This is a genomic window from Pseudomonas sp. S3_A03 (genome assembly GCF_054668275.1).
The window spans coordinates 2510377-2528520 of record NZ_CP162753.1; the positions used below are offsets into that span (position 1 = coordinate 2510377).

Genomic DNA, 18144 nt, shown 5'->3' on the forward strand with positions numbered 1-18144 from the left:
GCCTTATTCACGGAGAGAGATCACTGCCCGGTCGTACAAACGCGCGTTGCACCCGCTCGTACTGCGCCGCAGTCAAGGGCGGAGGCCCCAAGCCTGCAGACATGCCCTGCCCTTCGCTGCTGACCACCCGGGCCTGAACCACAAACAGACGAACCTCGGCAGGATCGCTTCGCGCCACGCCGTACGCCGGCTCGCGCGCGTCACGCCGGAACGCTCCCAGCCACAGGCGCCGGCCCTGGGGCACGCGCACCACCGTGCTCACACTCACACGCCCAACGGCTGTGGGTTTACCACGCCGCCCCACCTCACTGACCTGGCGGCCATCCTGCACATTGAGCAACATCTCGATTTGATTCGCTTCAACAATGCGCGGCAGCACACTGACCTGAGAACCATAGGGCACAGGTTTCCAGTCAGCCGTGTCGTTTCCGGGAGCCGGCAGGTAAAAGGTATGGTTGTCTTCGAACACGGCCGGTACGTTCTCCTGGGTAAGCACCACCGGTAACGTCACCACCCTTGCACGGCGTCGACGTTCAAGCGCGGCGATCTGCTCCATCAACTGCCGGTCTTCCAGCGGCGCCGGAACGTGCGCGTTTGATGCGCTGGTTTGATTGTCCGGGACGAGGTTCAGCTTTTTCATGTCGTCACGGTTCATGTCCACCAGCCACAACGAGACTTCGACGGCTCGCCTGGGCGTGTCCAGTTCCGCCACCAGTTGCTCGATAAACTTCACCTGTGCAGGTTTACCCTTGATCAGCAGGCTGTTGGTATCGGCATAAGCGGTCACCCCAAGGCTCCGGTCAGCTAGCGGCCCCTTGTGCTCACTCGCCAGCAGGGCCTGGATCGTCGACGCCATGCCCGGCACGGTCACCTTCTGGTCGCCCATGGCGTACTCGCGGTCGGCCACAGGGGTATTCAGCACGTGAGCCACGCCAAAGGCCTGGCTACCCACGCGCAGCCCGGCGCGCTGGCGGTCCATCAATTGAGCCAGGCGCAACACCTGGTCGACGTAGTTGGGCGGCCCCGACACATAGAAGGTGCGCCCCTCGCTGACGCGCAAGGGGTAGCGCGTCTCATCGAGCCCCGAACGACGCATGAGGCTGCGAAACCGGTCGATGGAAAGATGCCGCAGCGCCACCACCGAGCTTTTCGCCTCACTGGCGTCATAGACAAAAATCGCTTGCCCATCGCCATACCAGATCAAGCCGTGCTGCAGCGCCAGGGACTCCAGCGTCTGTTGCGATGCGTCGAGCGCCAGCACCCCACTGAAACGTTGACGCGCCACTTCCCGGCTCACAACCACGGGCACGCCCAAGGGCACCGACAAAGCGCTGAAAACAGTGTGCAGGCTCTCGTCCCGCGCTTCATAGGTGGCGCCCCTGGCGAGCATGTTCCCCAGCATCAGCGCGGCAAACAGCAGCCCGCGACAACGCCGCAGGCGAGACATCAATGCAGTGAAATCAGCGTACACCGTGGGGTTCCTGGGGCGGCCTGGGTTTAAGAAGCGGCCATACTGAGAGCCAGCCCGATTTCAATCTTGATGGAAAGTTGACGAGCGATTGCCCCTGCCGGCCCGTGGCATGTGCCTTGCTATGCACTCCGTATCAAAGCGCGCACCAACGGCGGAGCGGGCTGATGGACAAAGGCGTCGTTACCCGCCATGGCGTGCACCGTCATCTGCGGGAACGGCGCTTTTTTTTTGAAAGAAAAGGTAGGTGTTGATGAGCGATTCGGTTGGCAACAGCCCGATAAACGACCCGCTGGCATGGGTCAACGGCAGTGATGCCCCGGAAAAGAGCAGCCTCGACCTGGGCTTCATGGCCTTGAGCGATTGCGCGTCCCTGGTGGTGGCCGCGACCCAGGGTTTCGCCCAGCCCTATGGCCTGACCCTGAACCTCAAGCGCCAATCCTCATGGGCCAACCTGCGGGATAAACTGGTCAGCGGCGAACTGCACGCCGCCCACAGCCTGTACGGGTTGATCTATGCCGTGCACCTGGGTATCGGCGGCGTCGCGCCCACCGAGATGGCGGTATTGATGGGGCTCAATCAGAACGGCCAGAGCATCAACCTCTCCCACGGCCTGCAGCAGCAGGGGGTGGTCACTCCTGAGGCACTGGACCGCCACGTGCACCAAAGCCGAACAAAACTGACCTTTGCCCAGACCTTTCCCACAGGCACGCACGCCATGTGGTTGTATTACTGGCTCGCAAGCCAAGGCATTCATCCGTTGCAGGACGTGGACAGCGTCGTGGTCCCGCCCCCGCAAATGGTTGCACACCTGCAGGCCGGGCGTATCGACGGCTTTTGCGTCGGCGAACCCTGGAGCGCCAGCGCAGTCGCGCAAAGCCAGGGCTTTACCCTGGCGACCACCCAGGCGATCTGGCCCGATCATCCGGAAAAAGTGCTCGGCTGCACCCAGGCATTCGTCGACCAATACCCCAATACCGCCCGGGTATTGGTGATGGCCATCCTCGAAGCCAGCCGGTTTATAGAAGAGAGCACCGAAAACCGCCGTTCCACCGCGCAGTTGCTCAGCGGCCGTGACTATCTGGATGCCCCGCTCAATTGCATCGAACCGCGCCTGCTGGGCACTTATGACGACGGCCTGGGCAACCAGTGGCAAGACCCCCACGCGCTGCGCTTTTTTGCTGACGGCGAGGTAAACCTGCCGTACCTCTCAGACGGCATGTGGTTCATGACCCAGTTTCGCCGCTGGGGCCTGCTGCGCGACGACCCCGACTACCTGGGCGTTGCGCGCCAGGTGCAGCAACTGGCGCTGTATCGCCAGGCGGCCGAGGCGTTGGGCATCAGTGCAGCGCAACGCGACATGCGCAGCAGCCAGTTGATCGACGGCAAGGTGTGGGATGGCTCTGACCCGGCCGACTACGCCCGCAGCTTTCGCCTGCATGCGCTGGCCGATCACGCCAGCCGCCAAGCCTTGCGCTGACAGGAGTACTTCCATGCTGCGAATCCTGTTGATCAATGACACCCCGCGCAAGGTCGGACGCCTCAGAACCGCACTGATCGAAGCCGGTTTTGAGGTGATCGATGAGTCGGGCCTGACCATCGACCTGCCGGCACGCGTCGAAACGGTGCGCCCGGACGTGATCCTGATCGATACCGAGTCACCGGGCCGCGATGTGATGGAACAGGTGGTGCTGGTCAGCCGCGACCAACCCCGGCCGATCGTGATGTTTACCGATGAACATGACCCGGATGTGATGCGCCAGGCAATCAAGTCTGGCGTCAGCGCCTACATCGTCGAAGGTATCCAGGCCCAGCGCCTGCAGCCGATTCTCGACGTGGCAATGGCCCGCTTCGAAAGCGACCAGGCCCTGCGCGCCCAGCTTCAGGCCCGGGACCAACAGTTGGCCGAGCGCAAACGCATCGAAATGGCCAAGGGCATGTTGATGAAAATGAAAGACTGCAATGAGGAAGAGGCCTACACCCTGATGCGCCGCCAGGCCATGAGCCGCCAGCAGAAACTGATCCAGGTGGCTGAGCAGATTATCGCCATGAGCGAGTTGCTCGGCTGATTTGGCTCATCTCTTGCTAAACAATCAACACAGGTAACCAACGGCGGTTGCCCCTCCACGACAAAGACGTCGCACATCCGGTTTGCCCACGCGAACCCGGTGGCGGCGTTTTTTCGTTTTTGGCCCCCGTCATGGGGGCCGGTGGGGTGGCCTCAGCCGGCGACTCCATCACCAGGCCTTCTTACAAGACTCCCAACCGTTGAGGTGCGTGATGAAATCAAGCTTCTGGAAATCCGGGCACACCCCGACCCTGTTTGCCGCGTTCCTGTATTTCGACCTGAGCTTCATGGTCTGGTATTTGTTGGGCCCGCTGGCGGTGCAGATTGCCGCCGACCTGCACCTGACCACCCAGCAACGCGGGCTGATGGTGGCCACTCCGATCCTGGCGGGCGCGGTGCTGCGCTTTTTGATGGGCATGCTGGCCGACAAGCTGTCGCCCAAGACCGCCGGGATGATGGGTCAGGTCATCGTGATCGTCGCGTTGTTCGGCGCCTGGAAACTGGGGATTCACACTTACGAGCAAGCGTTGCTGCTGGGACTGTTCCTCGGCATGGCCGGCGCTTCCTTCGCGGTGGCATTGCCCCTGGCCTCGCAGTGGTACCCGGCGGAACACCAGGGCAAGGCCATGGGCATTGCCGGTGCCGGTAACTCGGGCACCGTGTTCGCGGCCTTGCTGGCGCCCGTGCTGGCGGCGGCGTTTGGCTGGAGCAATGTATTCGGTTTCGCACTGATTCCGCTGATCCTGACCCTGATCGTGTTCGCCTGGCTGGCGCAAAATGCGCCTGAGCGCCCTAAAGCGAAATCCATGGCTGACTACTTCAAGGCCCTGGGTGACCGCGACAGTTGGTGGTTCATGTTTTTCTACAGCGTAACCTTCGGCGGCTTTATCGGCCTGGCCAGTGCCCTTCCCGGTTACTTCAACGACCAGTACGGCCTGAGCCCGGTGACCGCAGGCTACTACACCGCCGCCTGCGTGTTCGGTGGCAGCCTGATGCGCCCCCTGGGCGGTGCCCTGGCCGACCGCTTCGGCGGGATCCGTACCCTGCTCGGCATGTACAGCGTGGCGGCAATCTGCATTGCGGCGGTGGGTTTCAACCTGCCCAGTTCCTACGCGGCGCTGGCACTTTTCGTCTGCACGATGCTCGGCCTGGGCGCAGGCAACGGCGCGGTATTCCAATTGGTGCCACAGCGTTTCCGGCGTGAAATCGGCGTAATGACCGGCCTGATCGGCATGGCCGGCGGCATCGGCGGCTTCGCCCTCGCCGCCGGGATGGGCGCCATCAAGCAAAGCACCGGCAGCTATCAATTGGCCCTGTGGTTGTTCGCCAGCCTGGGCGTGCTGGCCTGGTTCGGCCTGCATGGCGTCAAGCGTCGCTGGAGAACCACCTGGGGCTCGGCGGCCGTGACTGCTGCGCGCGTCTGATGAGCCTGCAACTGAGCGTCGCCCAGGCCAGCGCCATCGGCCCCCGGGCAGAAAACCAGGACGCGCTGCGGGTGGTCACGCCCGTGGCGGAACTGGCCGCAAGCAAAGGTTACCTGTGCGCCATGGCCGACGGTGTCAGCCAATGCGCCGACGGTGGCCTGGCTGCCCGCTCGACCTTACAGGCCCTGGCCATGGACTACTACGCCACGCCGCAAACCTGGGGCGTGGCACAGGCACTGGAACGCTTGCTGCTGGCGCAAAACCGCTGGCTGCAGGCCAATGGCGGTGGCCAGCCGTTGCTGACCACGCTCAGCGCCCTGGTATTTCGCGGGCAACGTTTCACCCTGGCGCATGTGGGCGATTGTCGGGCGTATCGCTGGCTAGACGGCGAGTTGCAGCGCATCAGCGAAGATCACGTGTGGGAGCAGCCGGGCATGCAGCATGTGCTCAAGCGTGCGCTTGGCCTGGATCAACACCTGGTGCTGGATTTTCTCGACGGCCAATTGCGTGAGGGCGAATGCTTCCTGCTGCTCAGCGATGGCGTTTGGGCCACCCTGGGCGATCACAGCATCCGCGCGATCCTGCGCGAGCAGACTGACCTGGACCTGGCGGTAAACACGCTGGTCAACGCGGCGCACCTGGCCGGTAGCCAGGACAATGCAAGCGCCCTGCTGGTGCGCATCGATACCCTCGGCGAAGCCACGCTGGGCGATGCCCTGGTGCACTTGCAGCAGTGGCCCGTGCCGCCGACCTTGAAACCCGGCCAACACTTCGAGGGCTGGCAGGTAGACGCCCTGCTGACGCAAAGCCGCCAGTCATTGTTATACCGAGTACGCGATGCCCAGCAGCAACCCTGGCTCCTGAAAACCCTGCCGCTGAACCGCGACAACGACAGCGACGCCGGCCAGGCCCTGCTCGCGGAAGAATGGTTCTTGCGACGCGTGGCCGGTCGGGCGTTTCCCGAAGTTCATGCGGCCAGCGCGCGTCAGCATTTGTATTACGTGATGCGCGAATATCGGGGACAGACCCTCGCCGAACTTTTCCAGCGCCAGGGCCCGTTACCCCTGGCGCAGTGGCAGTGCGTGGCAGAGCGCTTGCTGCGAGCGGTGGGCATGTTGCATCGCCGCCAGATCCTGCACCGCGACATCAAGCCGGAAAACCTGCTGCTGGGAGACGACGGTGAGTTGCGTGTGCTGGATTTTGGGCTGGCATATTGCCCGGGCCTTTCAGAGGATCAAGCCCATGCGCTGCCCGGGACCCCAAGCTTTATCGCACCCGAGGCCTTCAATGGCGAGCGTCCTACGCCTCAGCAGGATTTATACAGTGTTGGCGTCACGCTGTATTACCTGCTGACCGGGCACTACCCCTACGGCGAAATCGAAGCCTTCCAGCGGCCCAGGTTCACTCAGCCGTTCAGCGCCAGCCGCTATCGCCCCGACCTGCCGGACTGGCTACCGCTCAGCCTGGAACGAGCCGTGGCGGCACAACCTGCACAACGCTACGAAACCGCCGAAGAATGGTTGCTGGTGCTGGAGCAAGCCGATCGACGCGAGCTGAGCATTCGCCCCAGGCCACTGCTGGAGCGCGAACCGTTGAAGGTCTGGCGAACCCTGGCGCTGCTGTCGCTGCTGATCAACCTGATACTGCTGTATTCACTCTTTCATAGCTGAATTCATCTACACGAGGGAACCCTCATGAATGCAAAAGTCTGGCTGGTGGGCGCTGGCCCCGGCGACCCGGAGTTGTTGACCCTCAAGGCGGTACGGGCAATGAACGAAGCCGATGTGGTGTTGATCGATGACCTGGTCAACCCAGTGGTACTACAGCACTGCACCGGGGCGCGGGTAGTTACTGTGGGTAAACGTGGCGGCTGCCGCTCAACCCCGCAGGACTTTATCCACCGCCTGATGCTCCGTTACGCACGCCAGGGCAAGTGTGTGGTGCGGCTTAAGGGCGGCGACCCGTGCATCTTCGGGCGCGGAGGCGAAGAAGCCATGTGGCTGCGCGAGCGCGGCGTCGAAGTGGAGCTGGTCAACGGGATTACCGCCGGGTTGGCGGGCGCGACCAACTGCGCCATTCCACTGACATTGCGTGGTGTCAGCCGCGGCGTGACCCTGGTTACGGCGCACACTCAGGACGACAGCCAACTCAATTGGCGTGCCTTGGCTGAAGGCGGCACAACGCTGGTGATTTATATGGGCGTGGCCAAGCTGGAAGAGATCCGTCAGCAGTTGCTGGAAGGCGGGATGGCCGCGGATATGCCTGTCGCGATGATAGAAAATGCGTCGCTGCCCCAGCAGCGCGAATGCCGCAGCGATCTATCGAGAATGCAGGAAGATGCACACGAATTTGCCTTGAAGAGCCCGGCCATCCTGGTGATAGGCCGTGTCGCCGCCGCCGAACAGGCGGCTTATGTCGCGACTGCGATAAGTGCCTGAGACAAATTTCACGCAAAAAAACCCGGCCGGAGCCGGGTTTTTTTCTACATCTCAGTGATTACTGAGCGGTAGCTTCAACCGACGCTTCTACGCGACGGTTAACAGCACGACCAGCTTCAGTTGCGTTGTCGGCAACTGGGCGGGATTCGCCGTAACCTACAGCAGTTACACGGCTAGGAGCCACGCCGTCTTTAACCAGGACTTGCTTAACAGCGTCAGCACGACGCTGGGACAGCTTCTGGTTGTAAGCGTCTGGACCTACGGAGTCAGTGTGACCAGCAACTTCTACGTTGGTAGCTGGGTACTGAGCCATGAAGTCGGCCAGGTTTTTCACGTCGCCGTAGCTGTTAGGCTTAACAACGGCCTTGTCGAAGTCGAACTTAACGTCCAGCTCAACACGAACAACCTGAGCAACTGGAGCTTCTGGCTCTGGAGTTGGCTCTGGAGCTGGTGCTGGGGTAGGAGCTGGAGCAGCTGCGCCAGCGTTACCGCCGAAGTTCACGCCCAGGCCGACCAGTGCGGAGTAGTCCCACTTGCCGTTGTCCAGACCGTAGTCAGCTTCAACACCGGCACGAGCGTACAGGTTGTTGGTGAAGTAGTACTTCACACCGGTACCAACGGTAGCGAAAGTGGTCTGGTCGCGACCGCTGTGGCCGTCAGCCAGTACGTTGGTACGGCTCTGGTGACCGAAACCGCCTTCTACGTATGGACGCAGGCTGTCTACGCCAGCTTGACCGAAGTGATATTGGGCAACGAGGCTGCCGGTATCACCTTTGATCTTCTGGTTGCCAGTACCGTCGTTCGAACGGGTGTGGTTGGTCTTGTCGTAGGACAGGTTCAAGGACAGGTCGTCGGTCAGGAAGTAACCGATGCGAGCGCCAGGGTTGAAGCCGTCTTCGATGTGCTTGACGCTATCGTTGTACTGCTTCTTGTAGAACAGCTCGCCTTCAACTGCGCCTTGGCCTTGTGCCAGAACGCCGAAAGAAGTAGCGGCAATAAGAGAACCAATGGCCAAGCCCAAGGTGTTTTTCAGTTTCATCCGTTAAATCCCCATCTGGTGATTGTAAAGCAGTCCCACAAACCGGGGGACAACTCGGCGACAAGTCTAACAGAACTTGCCTACACGTAAGAGATATTTGCCACGCACTAAGTTTCAGTCTCGCCCGCAAATTTCTCACGTAATTTATCTAGAGCACGCTTGTAACGCATTTTTGTAGCACTCAAACCCATGTGCATGATGTCAGCGATTTCCTGGAATTCCAGCTCTGCGACAAAACGTAGCACCAGAATTTCCCGGTCAATCGGGTTCACATACACCAACCAGCGATCAAGTCCGCCCTTCTCCTCGGGTGCCGGCGCCTTTTCTTCAGACGCCTCCTCAAGGGGGTCAAGACTCAACGCGTCCATCAAGCGACGCTTTCGCCGTTCCTTGCGATACTGCGTGATGCACTCGTTGTACGTGATGCTGTATAGCCAGGTCTTGAACTTCGATTTGCCCTCGAAGTTCTTCAGGCCGTACAACACCTTGAGCATCACTTCCTGACAGACATCATCCGCATCTCTATCGTTCCCTAAATACCTTGAACAAACGTTGAACAGAGTGCGTTGATATCTGCGCATCAATTCTTCGTACGCGCGAGTTACGTGAAACAGCTCCGTGTGCGCGCGCGCGACCAACTCCTCATCAGAGAGCTCACGGGGGTCATAGCGCGTGGACAGCGTTTGGGCTTTATTCAAAACAAGTCGTGCCGACAGTCAGGTCAATGTCCGCTACAGCCCGGTCAGCCGGGTTTGCGGCGGCGTACATTAGCAGGGTTTGCCGGATTAGCGGCTATTGACCTGCTGCTCCAGGAGAATCCGATTGGACAACGACACCAGGTCGCCGTCGTCGGTCAGCACCGTCGTCTTGACTGTACCGATCTCCTCGATTTGCCCTTCGACCTCGCCCACACGTACGTGTTGCCCCACCTGATACAACTCACGCACATAGATTCCAGCCAGGATCTGACCGGCAATTTCCCGACTTCCCAAGCCCATGGCCAGCGCAACAGCCAGACCAACGGTAATCAAAACGATCACGATCACGTGGTTCAGCAGGTCAGTCTTGACTTCCAATTGGCTGATCGCGACCGAAATACTGATGATGATCACCAGCCCTTGGGCGATTCGCCCCAGGCCGGCGGCATAGTCCAGCCCAACGCCTTCGGCGGCGCCGCGCACCAGCCCATTGGCCAGTTGCGCCAGCAGAACGCCTACCAGCAGCACCAGCGCGCCGCCGAAAACCTTCGGCAAATACAGCGCCAGCATGTCGAGCGTAGCTGAAACTCGCTCGAGTCCAAGGGATTGAGCGGCAGAAACCAGGAAAATCAGCAGCACAAACCAATAAACGATCTTGCCGATCAATGTGGAGATCGGCACTTGCAACCCGGCGCGCCCCAGCAGCTTGGTCAGGCCGGTACCCGCCATCAGGCGGTCAAGGCCTAGTTTCGCAAGCAACTTCGATAGCAGGGTGTCGAGCAGCTTGGCCACGACAAAGCCCAGCAATACCAGCACCAACGCACCAAACAGGTTGGGAATGAAGTTCGCCACCTTGGTCCACAATGCGGTCATCGCGGTGACCAGGCTCTGGGTCCAGAGATCAAGTTCCATATTCAATCAGCCTTATCAGCAGTGCGAGCAAGAGGTTTATGACGGGAAACCGGCGATACGTGGGCCGAACCGTTGTTCAGGGCCATCATCAACGCAGGCAGCCAGCGACCGAGCAGACCGAACAGATCACCCGCCCCCACCTGCCGGTTGGCGGTTTTCAACACGCGGCCAAGGCAAGCATCGTCGTCGCGGTTGGACGGCGAGGCATTGAGCATGTCACGCAAAGACTGTTCGAACGGATCGTGCATAAAAGACCTCTCGCAAGTGTTTTAAAAGACGAGGGTAAAATTCGTCGGGTCACATGAGACCCTTCCTACGTTCAGGTCATATTCAGCTCAAACCCAGCGTAATCGTCGAAATAGCCACCATTGTCCCAGGGCGACCGACACCATCAACAGGCAAGCAACCATGAATCCATAAGGGCTCGTCGATAACGGTATGCCGCCCACATTGATCCCCAGCAAGCCGGTCAAAAAACTCATCGGCAGGAAAATTCCGGTGATGATCCCGAAGCGGTACATGGTGCGATTCATGCGCACGCTCAAGCGCCGGTCTTCGGCCTCAAGCACAAGCCCCACGCGCTCTCGGGTCAGTTCGAGCTCCTCGAGGTAACGCGTCAGGCTGTTGTTCAATTCGTTCCAGTAGTCGGCATCGTCGTCACAAAACCATGGCAACTTGATGCGTGTGAGCTGGGCAAAAATATCCCGTTGCGGCGCCAGGAAACGCTTGAGCCCGGCCGCGCGCCGACGGATCTGCAAAATGCTGCCGTGCTCCGGCGTATACCGTTCGTCGGTATCGAGTTTTTCTTCCTCGGTATCCACGACTTCCGACAGGTCCGTGACCAGATCCTGCACTTTATTGGTCAGGTACTGCGCCATATAAAGGATGAGTTCAGACGCGGTTTTGGGGCCTTTGCCGTCCGCCAGCTCCACCAGTAGCTCATCGGTGGCGCGCAGCGGGCGCAAGCGCAGGGAGATCACGCGGCTGGCGGCAGCGAAAATGCGCACCGAGACCATGTCTTCCGGCTCGGCCCCTGGGTTGAGGTTAACCCCGCGCAGAAACAACAGCAGTTCGGCCTCCGGCAACGGCAACAAGCGCGGGCGGGTGTTTTCCTCCAGCAAAAGGTCGCAGGCGAACTCGCTCAGCCCACTGGATTTGCGCAGCCAGGTCTGGGTTTGGGGGTGGCTGCGATCCCAGTGCAACCACAGGCTTTCCTGGGGCTGCAGTTGCAGGTCGTCGAGCTCAGTCCGGGCAATCGAACGCGCACCGCCTTTACCGTCCAGCACCAGGGCGTGCACCAGCCCCCATTGCGCGTTTTCTTCCTCGAACATCCTCACCCCTGTCGGCTATTGCTGTTTATTCAGGCATTTTCAGCGGGCTTGGAGAGACGATCACACCGTTATTGTCGGCGTAGATGTACTCGCCCGGGCGGAACGTCACACCCGCAAAGGTGACCACCACGTTCAGGTCGCCAATACCGCGCTTGTCGGTCTTCATTGGATGGCTGGCCAGGGCCTGCACACCCAGATCGGTCTGGGCAATGACATCGACATCACGGATGCAACCGTAGATCACCAGGCCTTCCCAGCCATTTTTCGCGGCTTTTTCGGCGATCATGTCGCCCAGCAACGCGCGGCGCAGAGAACCACCACCGTCGACTACCAATACCTTGCCGGCACCCGGCTGGTCAGCTTGTTCCTTGACCAGCGAGTTATCTTCGAAGCACTTGATGGTGACAATTTCACCACCAAAGGAATCACGGCCGCCGAAATTGCTGAACATCGGCTCGACCACCTGCACCAGTTCCGGGTAGGCGTCGCACAAGTCTGGGGTCACGTAATGGTTCATTGAAAAATTCCTTTCTGCCAAAGAAGTGTCTTTCGAAAGAGGCGCCAGCGAGGCCGGCGCGCAACATCCCACCCGCTTCACCGCAACGCAATAGCGGCGAAGCGACTGAATATGACCAGAAGCGTTTAACGCGTCATATCTTAGCCGCAACCTTGCAGGAGCGAAACGCCCATGGCAGAGCCCTGCATCAGACCGGCGCCAAAGCCTCGGCCGGCGCCGCAAATAAAGGTGTGAGCGGGTCTTTCAACCAGCGCTCGACCAACGGCCACACTTCGACCTGGGCGGCTTTACTGACCAGCATCTCCACGTGGCCGAAATCTCCGCTAAAACCCTGCTGGCGCCCCAGGCACAGGTACTGGCGATGCTCGGCGCCGACCTGCTCGAACAGCTTGCGACAAGCCCAGTCCGGGTCCTGTTGGTCGCCCACGGCACTGACTGCCAGCAGCGGCACATCGACGTCCGCCAGGCCCTTCCACCAGTCACGCTCGCGGTCGCCGAACCGCCCGAACAGGCCGTTCCAGCGCATGGCCTCGATCATCACCCCGGCCGGTTCATCCTCGGGGCCCCGTTTGAATCGCGGGCCGGACAGTTGGGCAAGACGCTTGAGAATGAAACGGCCGCCCCACTCCACCGGTGGAATTTTCAACGGCCAGTGGGTACGGCTCACCTGACAGCCGAACAACGCCACCGACGCCACCGCCGGCGCCCCCAGAAACTGCCCACCAAGGGCGGCCGCCAGGGTAATACCGCCAAGGGAGTGGCCGATCCAGTGCGGAATCTGCGCGCTTTGCTCACGCACAAACGCACCGATGGCCGGTAAATCGTAACGCGCGTAATCGGCGATACGATTTTTGACGTAGTCGTGGTTGCGTTTGGACAGGCCATGACCGCGCATTTCCGGGATCCACACATCAAACCCCTGCCGCGCCAGGTAGGCGCCCAGGCCGATGCCCTTAGGCGAGTACCAGAAGCGCCGATTGGAAAAACTGCCATGCAACAAAATAACCGGGGTGCCGCGGGTTTGCGCGACATCGGCCAGGCCCAACCGGGTAACCGCCAGCTCGACGGTGCCGTCGGGGCTGTTACCGGGTTTGAGGCGGTACACGTCTTCACTCAAGTCGCCACGACGTTCAGCGCTGATCAAGGCGACAGGAAACAAATTGCTGCTGCTTTGCATAATGCTCTTGCACAAAAAAGGGCGGCGTCCGCAAGGATTCCCGCCCTGTACAGATAAGAATGCCGGTCACCCTCAACGAGTGACCGGCACTTTTGACGTAGCGACCTTAGGCGGACGCCTGGCCCTCGGCCAGGAAGAACCAGGTTTCCAGCACCGAATCGGGGTTCAGCGAGACGCTTTCGATGCCCTGTTCCATCAGCCACTTGGCCAGGTCAGGGTGATCGGACGGGCCTTGGCCGCAAATACCGATGTACTTGCCGGCCTTGTTACAGGCCTGAATGGCGTTGGCCAGCAGCTTCTTGACCGCGGGGTTACGCTCGTCGAACAAGTGGGCGATGATCCCCGAGTCGCGGTCCAGGCCCAGGGTCAATTGGGTCAGGTCGTTGGAGCCGATGGAGAAGCCGTCGAAGAACTCCAGGAACTCTTCGGCCAGGATGGCGTTGGACGGCAGTTCGCACATCATGATGACGCGCAGGCCGTTTTCGCCACGGGACAGGCCATTTTCAGCCAGCAGGTCCACCACCTGGCTCGCTTCGCCCAGGGTGCGCACGAACGGCACCATGATCTCGACGTTGGTCAGGCCCATCTCATTACGCACGCGCTTCAGTGCGCGACACTCAAGCTCGAAGCAGTCACGGAACGCTTCGCTGATGTAACGCGAGGCGCCACGGAAGCCCAGCATCGGGTTTTCTTCTTCCGGCTCGTAGAGCTTGCCGCCGATCAGGTTGGCGTACTCGTTGGACTTGAAGTCCGACAGGCGCACGATGACCTTTTTCGGGTAGAACGCCGCTGCCAGGGTGCTGATGCCTTCCACCAGCTTCTCGACGTAGAAGCCCACCGGGTCGTTGTAGCCGGCGATGCGCTTGTCGACGCTGTCTTTGATCTCTGGCGGCAGGCCGTCGTAATTGAGCAGTGCCTTGGGGTGCACGCCGATCATGCGGTTGATGATGAATTCCAGGCGGGCCAGGCCCACGCCGGCGTTCGGCAGTTGCGCGAAGTCGAAGGCGCGGTCCGGGTTACCGACGTTCATCATGATCTTGAACGGCAGGTCCGGCATGGCATCAATGGAGTTCTGCTTGATGTCGAAGCCCAGCTCACCTTCGAAGATGAAACCGGTATCGCCTTCGGCGCAGGAAACGGTTACGCCCTGGCCATCCTTGAGCAGTTGGGTTGCATTGCCACACCCGACCACGGCTGGAATCCCCAGCTCACGGGCAATAATCGCCGCGTGGCAGGTACGCCCGCCACGGTTGGTGACGATGGCGCTGGCGCGCTTCATGACCGGTTCCCAGTCCGGGTCGGTCATGTCCGAGACCAGTACGTCGCCTGGCTGGACCTTGTCCATTTCGGACACGTCCTTGATGATCCGCACCTTGCCGGCGCCGATACGCTGGCCGATGGCGCGGCCTTCAACCAGCACGGTGCCGGTCTCTTTGAGCAGGTAGCGTTCCATGACATTGGCCGAGGTACGGCTTTTCACGGTTTCCGGGCGAGCCTGCACGATGTAGAGCTTGCCGTCGTCGCCGTCCTTGGCCCACTCGATGTCCATCGGGCACTTGTAGTGCTTCTCGATGATCATCGCTTGCTTGGCCAATTCGCTGACTTCAGCGTCGGTCAGGCAGAAACGCGCGCGCTCGGCCTTGTCGACTTCAACGGTTTTCACCGAGCGACCGGCCTTGGCCTCGTCGCCGTAGATCATCTTGATGGCCTTGCTGCCCAGGTTGCGGCGCAGGATGGCCGGACGGCCGGCCTCGAGGGTTTGCTTGTGTACGTAGAATTCGTCCGGGTTCACCGCGCCTTGTACGACGGTTTCGCCCAGGCCGTAGGCGCCGGTGATAAACACCACGTCACGGAAACCGGATTCGGTATCGAGGGTGAACATCACGCCGGCGGTGCCGGTTTCCGAACGCACCATGCGCTGCACGCCGGCAGACAGGGCCACCAGCTTGTGGTCGAAGCCCTGGTGTACGCGGTAGGAAATAGCGCGGTCATTGAACAGCGAGGCAAATACTTCCTTGGCTGCGCGGATCACGTTTTCCACGCCGCGGATGTTCAGGAAGGTCTCTTGCTGGCCGGCGAAAGAAGCGTCCGGCAAGTCTTCGGCGGTGGCCGAGGAGCGCACTGCAACGGCCATGTCCGGGTTGCCCGCAGACAATGTGGCGAAGGCGGTGCGAATTTCTTCGTTGAGCTTTTCAGGGAACTCGGCTTCCATGATCCATTGGCGGATCTGGGCGCCGGTCTTGGCCAGGGCGTTGACGTCATCGACGTCCAGGGCATCCAGCGCGGCGTGGATCTGAGCGTTCAGGCCGCTCAGTTCGAGGAAATCGCGGTAAGCCTGGGCCGTGGTGGCGAAACCACCGGGCACCGACACACCTGCGCCTGCAAGATTACTGATCATCTCGCCGAGGGATGCGTTCTTGCCCCCTACGTGCTCTACATCATGGACGCCGAGCTTATCGAGGGAAACTACGTACTCTACCAAGGTGATCTCTCCACTTTCTGTGTTGGAAAAGCTCAGGACGCCGGCTGCTCAGTAGGAGCGTTCGCCAGCGCTTGTGGCCTGGACCTGGAAAATAAGTGAGAATGCGGCCCACTGCGGGACGGCAAAATCGCGCCTATCATATCCAAGATTCGCCATCAGCTTAAGGCCCAGGGCTCAAATGAAACGATCTGCTTTCTTTATTTCCGACGGCACCGGCATCACAGCCGAGACACTGGGTCAAAGCCTGCTCGCGCAGTTCGAAAACATTACCTTCGCCAAATTCACGCGCCCCTACATCGACAGCGTGGATAAAGCGCGGGCCATGGTACAACAAATCAATCTGGCGGCTGAAAAAGACGGCTTTCGGCCGATCATTTTCGACACCATCGTCAACCAGGACATTCGTGAGATTCTCGCAACGTCGAATGGTTTCATGATCGACATTTTCTCGACGTTCCTGGCGCCACTGGAGCAGGAGCTGAGTGAACATTCCTCATACTCTGTCGGAAAGTCCCATTCCATTGGGCATAACTCCAATTATATGGAGCGTATCGAGGCGGTTAACTTCGCGCTCGACAACGACGACGGTGCACGTACCCACTACTACGACAAGGCCGACCTGATCCTGGTCGGCGTGTCGCGCTGCGGCAAAACGCCCACCTGCCTGTACATGGCCATGCAATTCGGTATTCGCGCGGCCAACTACCCGCTCACCGAGGACGACATGGAGCACTTGACGCTCCCGGCCGCCCTGCGCGCGCACTCGCACAAGCTGTTCGGCCTGACCATCGACCCGGACCGCCTCACGGCCATCCGCAACGAGCGCAAGCCCAACAGCCGCTACTCCAGCTACGCCCAGTGCGAGTTCGAAGTGCGCGAAGTAGAAAATTTGTTCCGGCGCGAGAATATTGCGCACATCAATTCCACACATTTTTCGGTGGAAGAGATTTCGGCGAAGATTCTGGTGGAGAAAGGCGTGGAGCGGCGCTTCAAATAACCTGCGGGAGGGGCAGCAGCCCCTCCCAAAGGTGGGTCGGTGTACATTCGGATCTACAGATGAAACCTGCCCCCACCCTGCCCCAACGCCGTCGCCAACGCATCAAACCCTGCCCGCAACAACTGATCATTCCCTGACGTATTGCAGATACTCGCCCGTATAAACTGCGGCACCGCCGTCTGCCCCACGGCGAAGGCCTCGGCGGTGGCGATCAGGTAATTGTGCTGCTTGAGCTCCGCCTCGATTTCCGATGCACGCCACGGCTCCGGTACCTCAATCCAAAAGTGCGGGCTGTTGAGGTGGGTGCGGTACGCCAGGCCGGCCAACAGGTCACGCACCAGGGCTTTGCGCCGACTGATCTCAGTGATCTGCTGGCGCAGCAGGTATTCGGCCGTACCATTCTCGATCCACTGCGTGGCCAACTCCAGGGTCACCGGCGTGGCCATCCAGCAGGTTGAACGTAGCGCGGCCGAAATCCGGCTGACCAGCGCCGGCGGCGCATGCACGTAACCCACCCGCAAGCCCGCGGACACCGCCTTGCTCAGGCTGCTGATCAAAATCGTCCGTTCGGGCGCGAAATGGCTCAGGGGGGGCGGCCGGTCTTCCACCAGCACGCCGTGGGCTTCGTCCTCAAGAATCAGCAGATTGTGTTCGCGGCATACCTTGACCAACGCTTCGCGGCGCGCCACCGAAAGCACCGCGGTGGTGGGGTTCTGGATCGTCGGCGTGCAGTACAACGCCGAAATCCGATGGTTACGACACACTTCATCCAGCGCGCTCGGCAACACGCCTTCTTCGTCCATTTCCAGGCCGATCAGGCGTATGCCGAGCATGCGCGCGGCAGTGATCAGCCCTGGGTACGTCAACTGTTCGGTGACCACCGTGTCGCCGGCACGCAACAGCGCCATCATCGAGCAGAGCAGACCATGCTGGCCGCCATTGACGCAGATAACCTGCTCGGGAATCGGATGAAAATCACGCTGCACCAGCCACTGCGCGCCGGCATCGCGATAACGCGGCAGCCCGGCATCGGGGGTGTAGGCGCTGATGTCCTGGAGGAATTTGGCATTAGTCGACAGGGTCTGGAAGCTCTGGGCCAGGAAGGTCGTTTCCTGCCCAGGGATGTGCATGTTGCGACTCATATCAAAATACTGGCGCGGCTCCTCGCTGACGTTGCGAAAGCCTTCATCGCGCTGGCGTTCCATCCCACGCTTGCGTACGAAAGTACCGTCACCGACTCGCGCCACCACCAACCCAAGGCGCTCCAGTTCGCCGTAGGCCCGGCTGATGGTGCCGATGGTCACCCCCAAATTGTCGGAAAGCACCCGATGGGGCGGCAGTTTTCGTCCGGGTTCAATCAAGCCTTCGAGGATGCCCCGCTCCATGACATCAGACAGGCGCTTGTACTTCACGCCCTGCCCGTTGGACAAGCCCTCACGCATAATTGACACCATGTCAATATTTGTTTTGACAGCCATCTTTCGCCCTAATAGTGTGCTTTTACGGGTTCAATCGCCGATTTTTACAACTCATTACAAGCTCAATATAGAGTTCAATTCCGGCTCAGGGAAGCAATAAACGATGCCAATGTCC

Annotated in this window: 16 protein-coding genes; 6 read left to right on the top strand and 10 right to left on the bottom strand. The window is 60.4% G+C overall.

Annotated elements, in window-relative coordinates; translation table 11 throughout:
* Positions 1-7 precede the first annotated feature (7 nt).
* On the bottom strand, positions 8-1447 hold the full coding sequence (gene sctC, locus AB4O25_RS11310; RefSeq protein WP_032883428.1) for a type III secretion system outer membrane ring subunit SctC: 1440 nt from the start codon (positions 1445-1447) through the stop codon (positions 8-10).
* 274 nt (positions 1448-1721) lie between these two features.
* Between sctC and AB4O25_RS11315 the strand changes: the two genes are divergently transcribed.
* From AB4O25_RS11315 to cobA, 5 genes are all read left to right on the top strand, one after another.
* Positions 1722-2948, top strand: a complete 1227-nt coding sequence (locus AB4O25_RS11315; RefSeq protein ID WP_135196190.1) for a CmpA/NrtA family ABC transporter substrate-binding protein — start codon at positions 1722-1724, stop codon at positions 2946-2948.
* A gap of 13 nt (positions 2949-2961) precedes the next feature.
* Positions 2962-3537, top strand: coding sequence for an ANTAR domain-containing response regulator (locus AB4O25_RS11320; RefSeq protein WP_460150863.1), 576 nt, complete (start codon positions 2962-2964; stop codon positions 3535-3537).
* Between the two features lie 211 nt (positions 3538-3748).
* Positions 3749-4960, top strand: coding sequence for a nitrate/nitrite transporter (locus tag AB4O25_RS11325; RefSeq protein WP_017527463.1), 1212 nt, complete (start codon positions 3749-3751; stop codon positions 4958-4960).
* Positions 4960-6630, top strand: coding sequence for a protein kinase domain-containing protein (locus AB4O25_RS11330; RefSeq protein ID WP_460150864.1), 1671 nt, complete (start codon positions 4960-4962; stop codon positions 6628-6630). Before AB4O25_RS11325 ends, AB4O25_RS11330 begins: the two co-directional genes overlap by 1 nt.
* A gap of 24 nt (positions 6631-6654) precedes the next feature.
* The gene (gene cobA / locus AB4O25_RS11335; RefSeq protein WP_368949188.1) at positions 6655-7398 is read left to right on the top strand and encodes a uroporphyrinogen-III C-methyltransferase; all 744 of its coding nucleotides are present in this window, start codon (positions 6655-6657) and stop codon (positions 7396-7398) included.
* Positions 7399-7456: 58 nt separating this feature from the next.
* On the opposite strand, the gene AB4O25_RS11340 is transcribed toward cobA, so the two are convergent.
* The 8 genes from AB4O25_RS11340 to ppsA all read right to left on the bottom strand — a co-directional run bounded on the left by AB4O25_RS11340 (position 7457) and on the right by ppsA (position 15554).
* Positions 7457-8437, bottom strand: coding sequence for an OmpA family protein (locus AB4O25_RS11340; RefSeq protein ID WP_017527460.1), 981 nt, complete (start codon positions 8435-8437; stop codon positions 7457-7459).
* 107 nt (positions 8438-8544) lie between these two features.
* Positions 8545-9135, bottom strand: a complete 591-nt coding sequence (gene sigX, locus AB4O25_RS11345) for an RNA polymerase sigma factor SigX (RefSeq protein WP_003175518.1) — start codon at positions 9133-9135, stop codon at positions 8545-8547.
* 87 nt (positions 9136-9222) lie between these two features.
* A complete protein-coding gene (locus AB4O25_RS11350) occupies positions 9223-10047 on the bottom strand; it encodes a mechanosensitive ion channel family protein (RefSeq protein ID WP_017527459.1) in 825 nt (274 codons plus the stop codon).
* 2 nt (positions 10048-10049) lie between these two features.
* Positions 10050-10295, bottom strand: coding sequence for a hypothetical protein (locus tag AB4O25_RS11355; RefSeq protein WP_017527458.1), 246 nt, complete (start codon positions 10293-10295; stop codon positions 10050-10052).
* Between the two features lie 87 nt (positions 10296-10382).
* Positions 10383-11378: a zinc transporter ZntB gene (locus tag AB4O25_RS11360; protein WP_017527457.1), complete on the bottom strand. Its 996-nt coding sequence runs from the start codon at positions 11376-11378 to the stop codon at positions 10383-10385.
* A gap of 25 nt (positions 11379-11403) precedes the next feature.
* Positions 11404-11895 carry a ribonuclease E activity regulator RraA gene (rraA, locus tag AB4O25_RS11365; RefSeq protein ID WP_017527456.1) on the bottom strand — a complete coding sequence of 164 codons (492 nt, stop codon included), beginning with the start codon at positions 11893-11895 and terminating at the stop codon, positions 11404-11406.
* A 187-nt stretch (positions 11896-12082) separates the two neighbouring features.
* Positions 12083-13072 carry an alpha/beta fold hydrolase gene (locus AB4O25_RS11370; protein ID WP_065878210.1) on the bottom strand — a complete coding sequence of 330 codons (990 nt, stop codon included), beginning with the start codon at positions 13070-13072 and terminating at the stop codon, positions 12083-12085.
* A gap of 106 nt (positions 13073-13178) precedes the next feature.
* Positions 13179-15554: a phosphoenolpyruvate synthase gene (gene ppsA, locus AB4O25_RS11375; protein ID WP_017527454.1), complete on the bottom strand. Its 2376-nt coding sequence runs from the start codon at positions 15552-15554 to the stop codon at positions 13179-13181.
* Between the two features lie 178 nt (positions 15555-15732).
* On the opposite strand from ppsA, the gene ppsR reads away from it, so the two are divergent.
* Positions 15733-16551 carry a posphoenolpyruvate synthetase regulatory kinase/phosphorylase PpsR gene (ppsR, locus tag AB4O25_RS11380; protein ID WP_003193298.1) on the top strand — a complete coding sequence of 273 codons (819 nt, stop codon included), beginning with the start codon at positions 15733-15735 and terminating at the stop codon, positions 16549-16551.
* Positions 16552-16604: 53 nt separating this feature from the next.
* On the opposite strand, the gene AB4O25_RS11385 is transcribed toward ppsR, so the two are convergent.
* Positions 16605-18029 carry an aminotransferase-like domain-containing protein gene (locus tag AB4O25_RS11385; RefSeq protein ID WP_017527453.1) on the bottom strand — a complete coding sequence of 475 codons (1425 nt, stop codon included), beginning with the start codon at positions 18027-18029 and terminating at the stop codon, positions 16605-16607.
* Positions 18030-18144: the final 115 nt, after the last annotated feature.

Excerpts from the sequence above, each read along its gene's own strand:
- AB4O25_RS11385 (WP_017527453.1), bottom strand. The coding sequence starts at position 18,029 with ATGGCTGTCAAAACAAATATTGACATGGTGTCAATTATGCGTGAGGGC.
- AB4O25_RS11355 (WP_017527458.1), bottom strand. The coding sequence starts at position 10,295 with ATGCACGATCCGTTCGAACAGTCTTTGCGTGACATGCTCAATGCCTCG.
- AB4O25_RS11325 (WP_017527463.1), top strand. The coding sequence starts at position 3,749 with ATGAAATCAAGCTTCTGGAAATCCGGGCACACCCCGACCCTGTTTGCC.
- sctC (WP_032883428.1), bottom strand. The coding sequence starts at position 1,447 with ATGTCTCGCCTGCGGCGTTGTCGCGGGCTGCTGTTTGCCGCGCTGATG.
- AB4O25_RS11330 (WP_460150864.1), top strand. The coding sequence starts at position 4,960 with ATGAGCCTGCAACTGAGCGTCGCCCAGGCCAGCGCCATCGGCCCCCGG.
- AB4O25_RS11340 (WP_017527460.1), bottom strand. The coding sequence starts at position 8,437 with ATGAAACTGAAAAACACCTTGGGCTTGGCCATTGGTTCTCTTATTGCC.
- AB4O25_RS11315 (WP_135196190.1), top strand. The coding sequence starts at position 1,722 with ATGAGCGATTCGGTTGGCAACAGCCCGATAAACGACCCGCTGGCATGG.
- AB4O25_RS11320 (WP_460150863.1), top strand. The coding sequence starts at position 2,962 with ATGCTGCGAATCCTGTTGATCAATGACACCCCGCGCAAGGTCGGACGC.
- AB4O25_RS11350 (WP_017527459.1), bottom strand. The coding sequence starts at position 10,047 with ATGGAACTTGATCTCTGGACCCAGAGCCTGGTCACCGCGATGACCGCA.
- cobA (WP_368949188.1), top strand. The coding sequence starts at position 6,655 with ATGAATGCAAAAGTCTGGCTGGTGGGCGCTGGCCCCGGCGACCCGGAG.
- ppsR (WP_003193298.1), top strand. The coding sequence starts at position 15,733 with ATGAAACGATCTGCTTTCTTTATTTCCGACGGCACCGGCATCACAGCC.
- AB4O25_RS11370 (WP_065878210.1), bottom strand. The coding sequence starts at position 13,072 with ATGCAAAGCAGCAGCAATTTGTTTCCTGTCGCCTTGATCAGCGCTGAA.
- AB4O25_RS11360 (WP_017527457.1), bottom strand. The coding sequence starts at position 11,378 with ATGTTCGAGGAAGAAAACGCGCAATGGGGGCTGGTGCACGCCCTGGTG.
- rraA (WP_017527456.1), bottom strand. The coding sequence starts at position 11,895 with ATGAACCATTACGTGACCCCAGACTTGTGCGACGCCTACCCGGAACTG.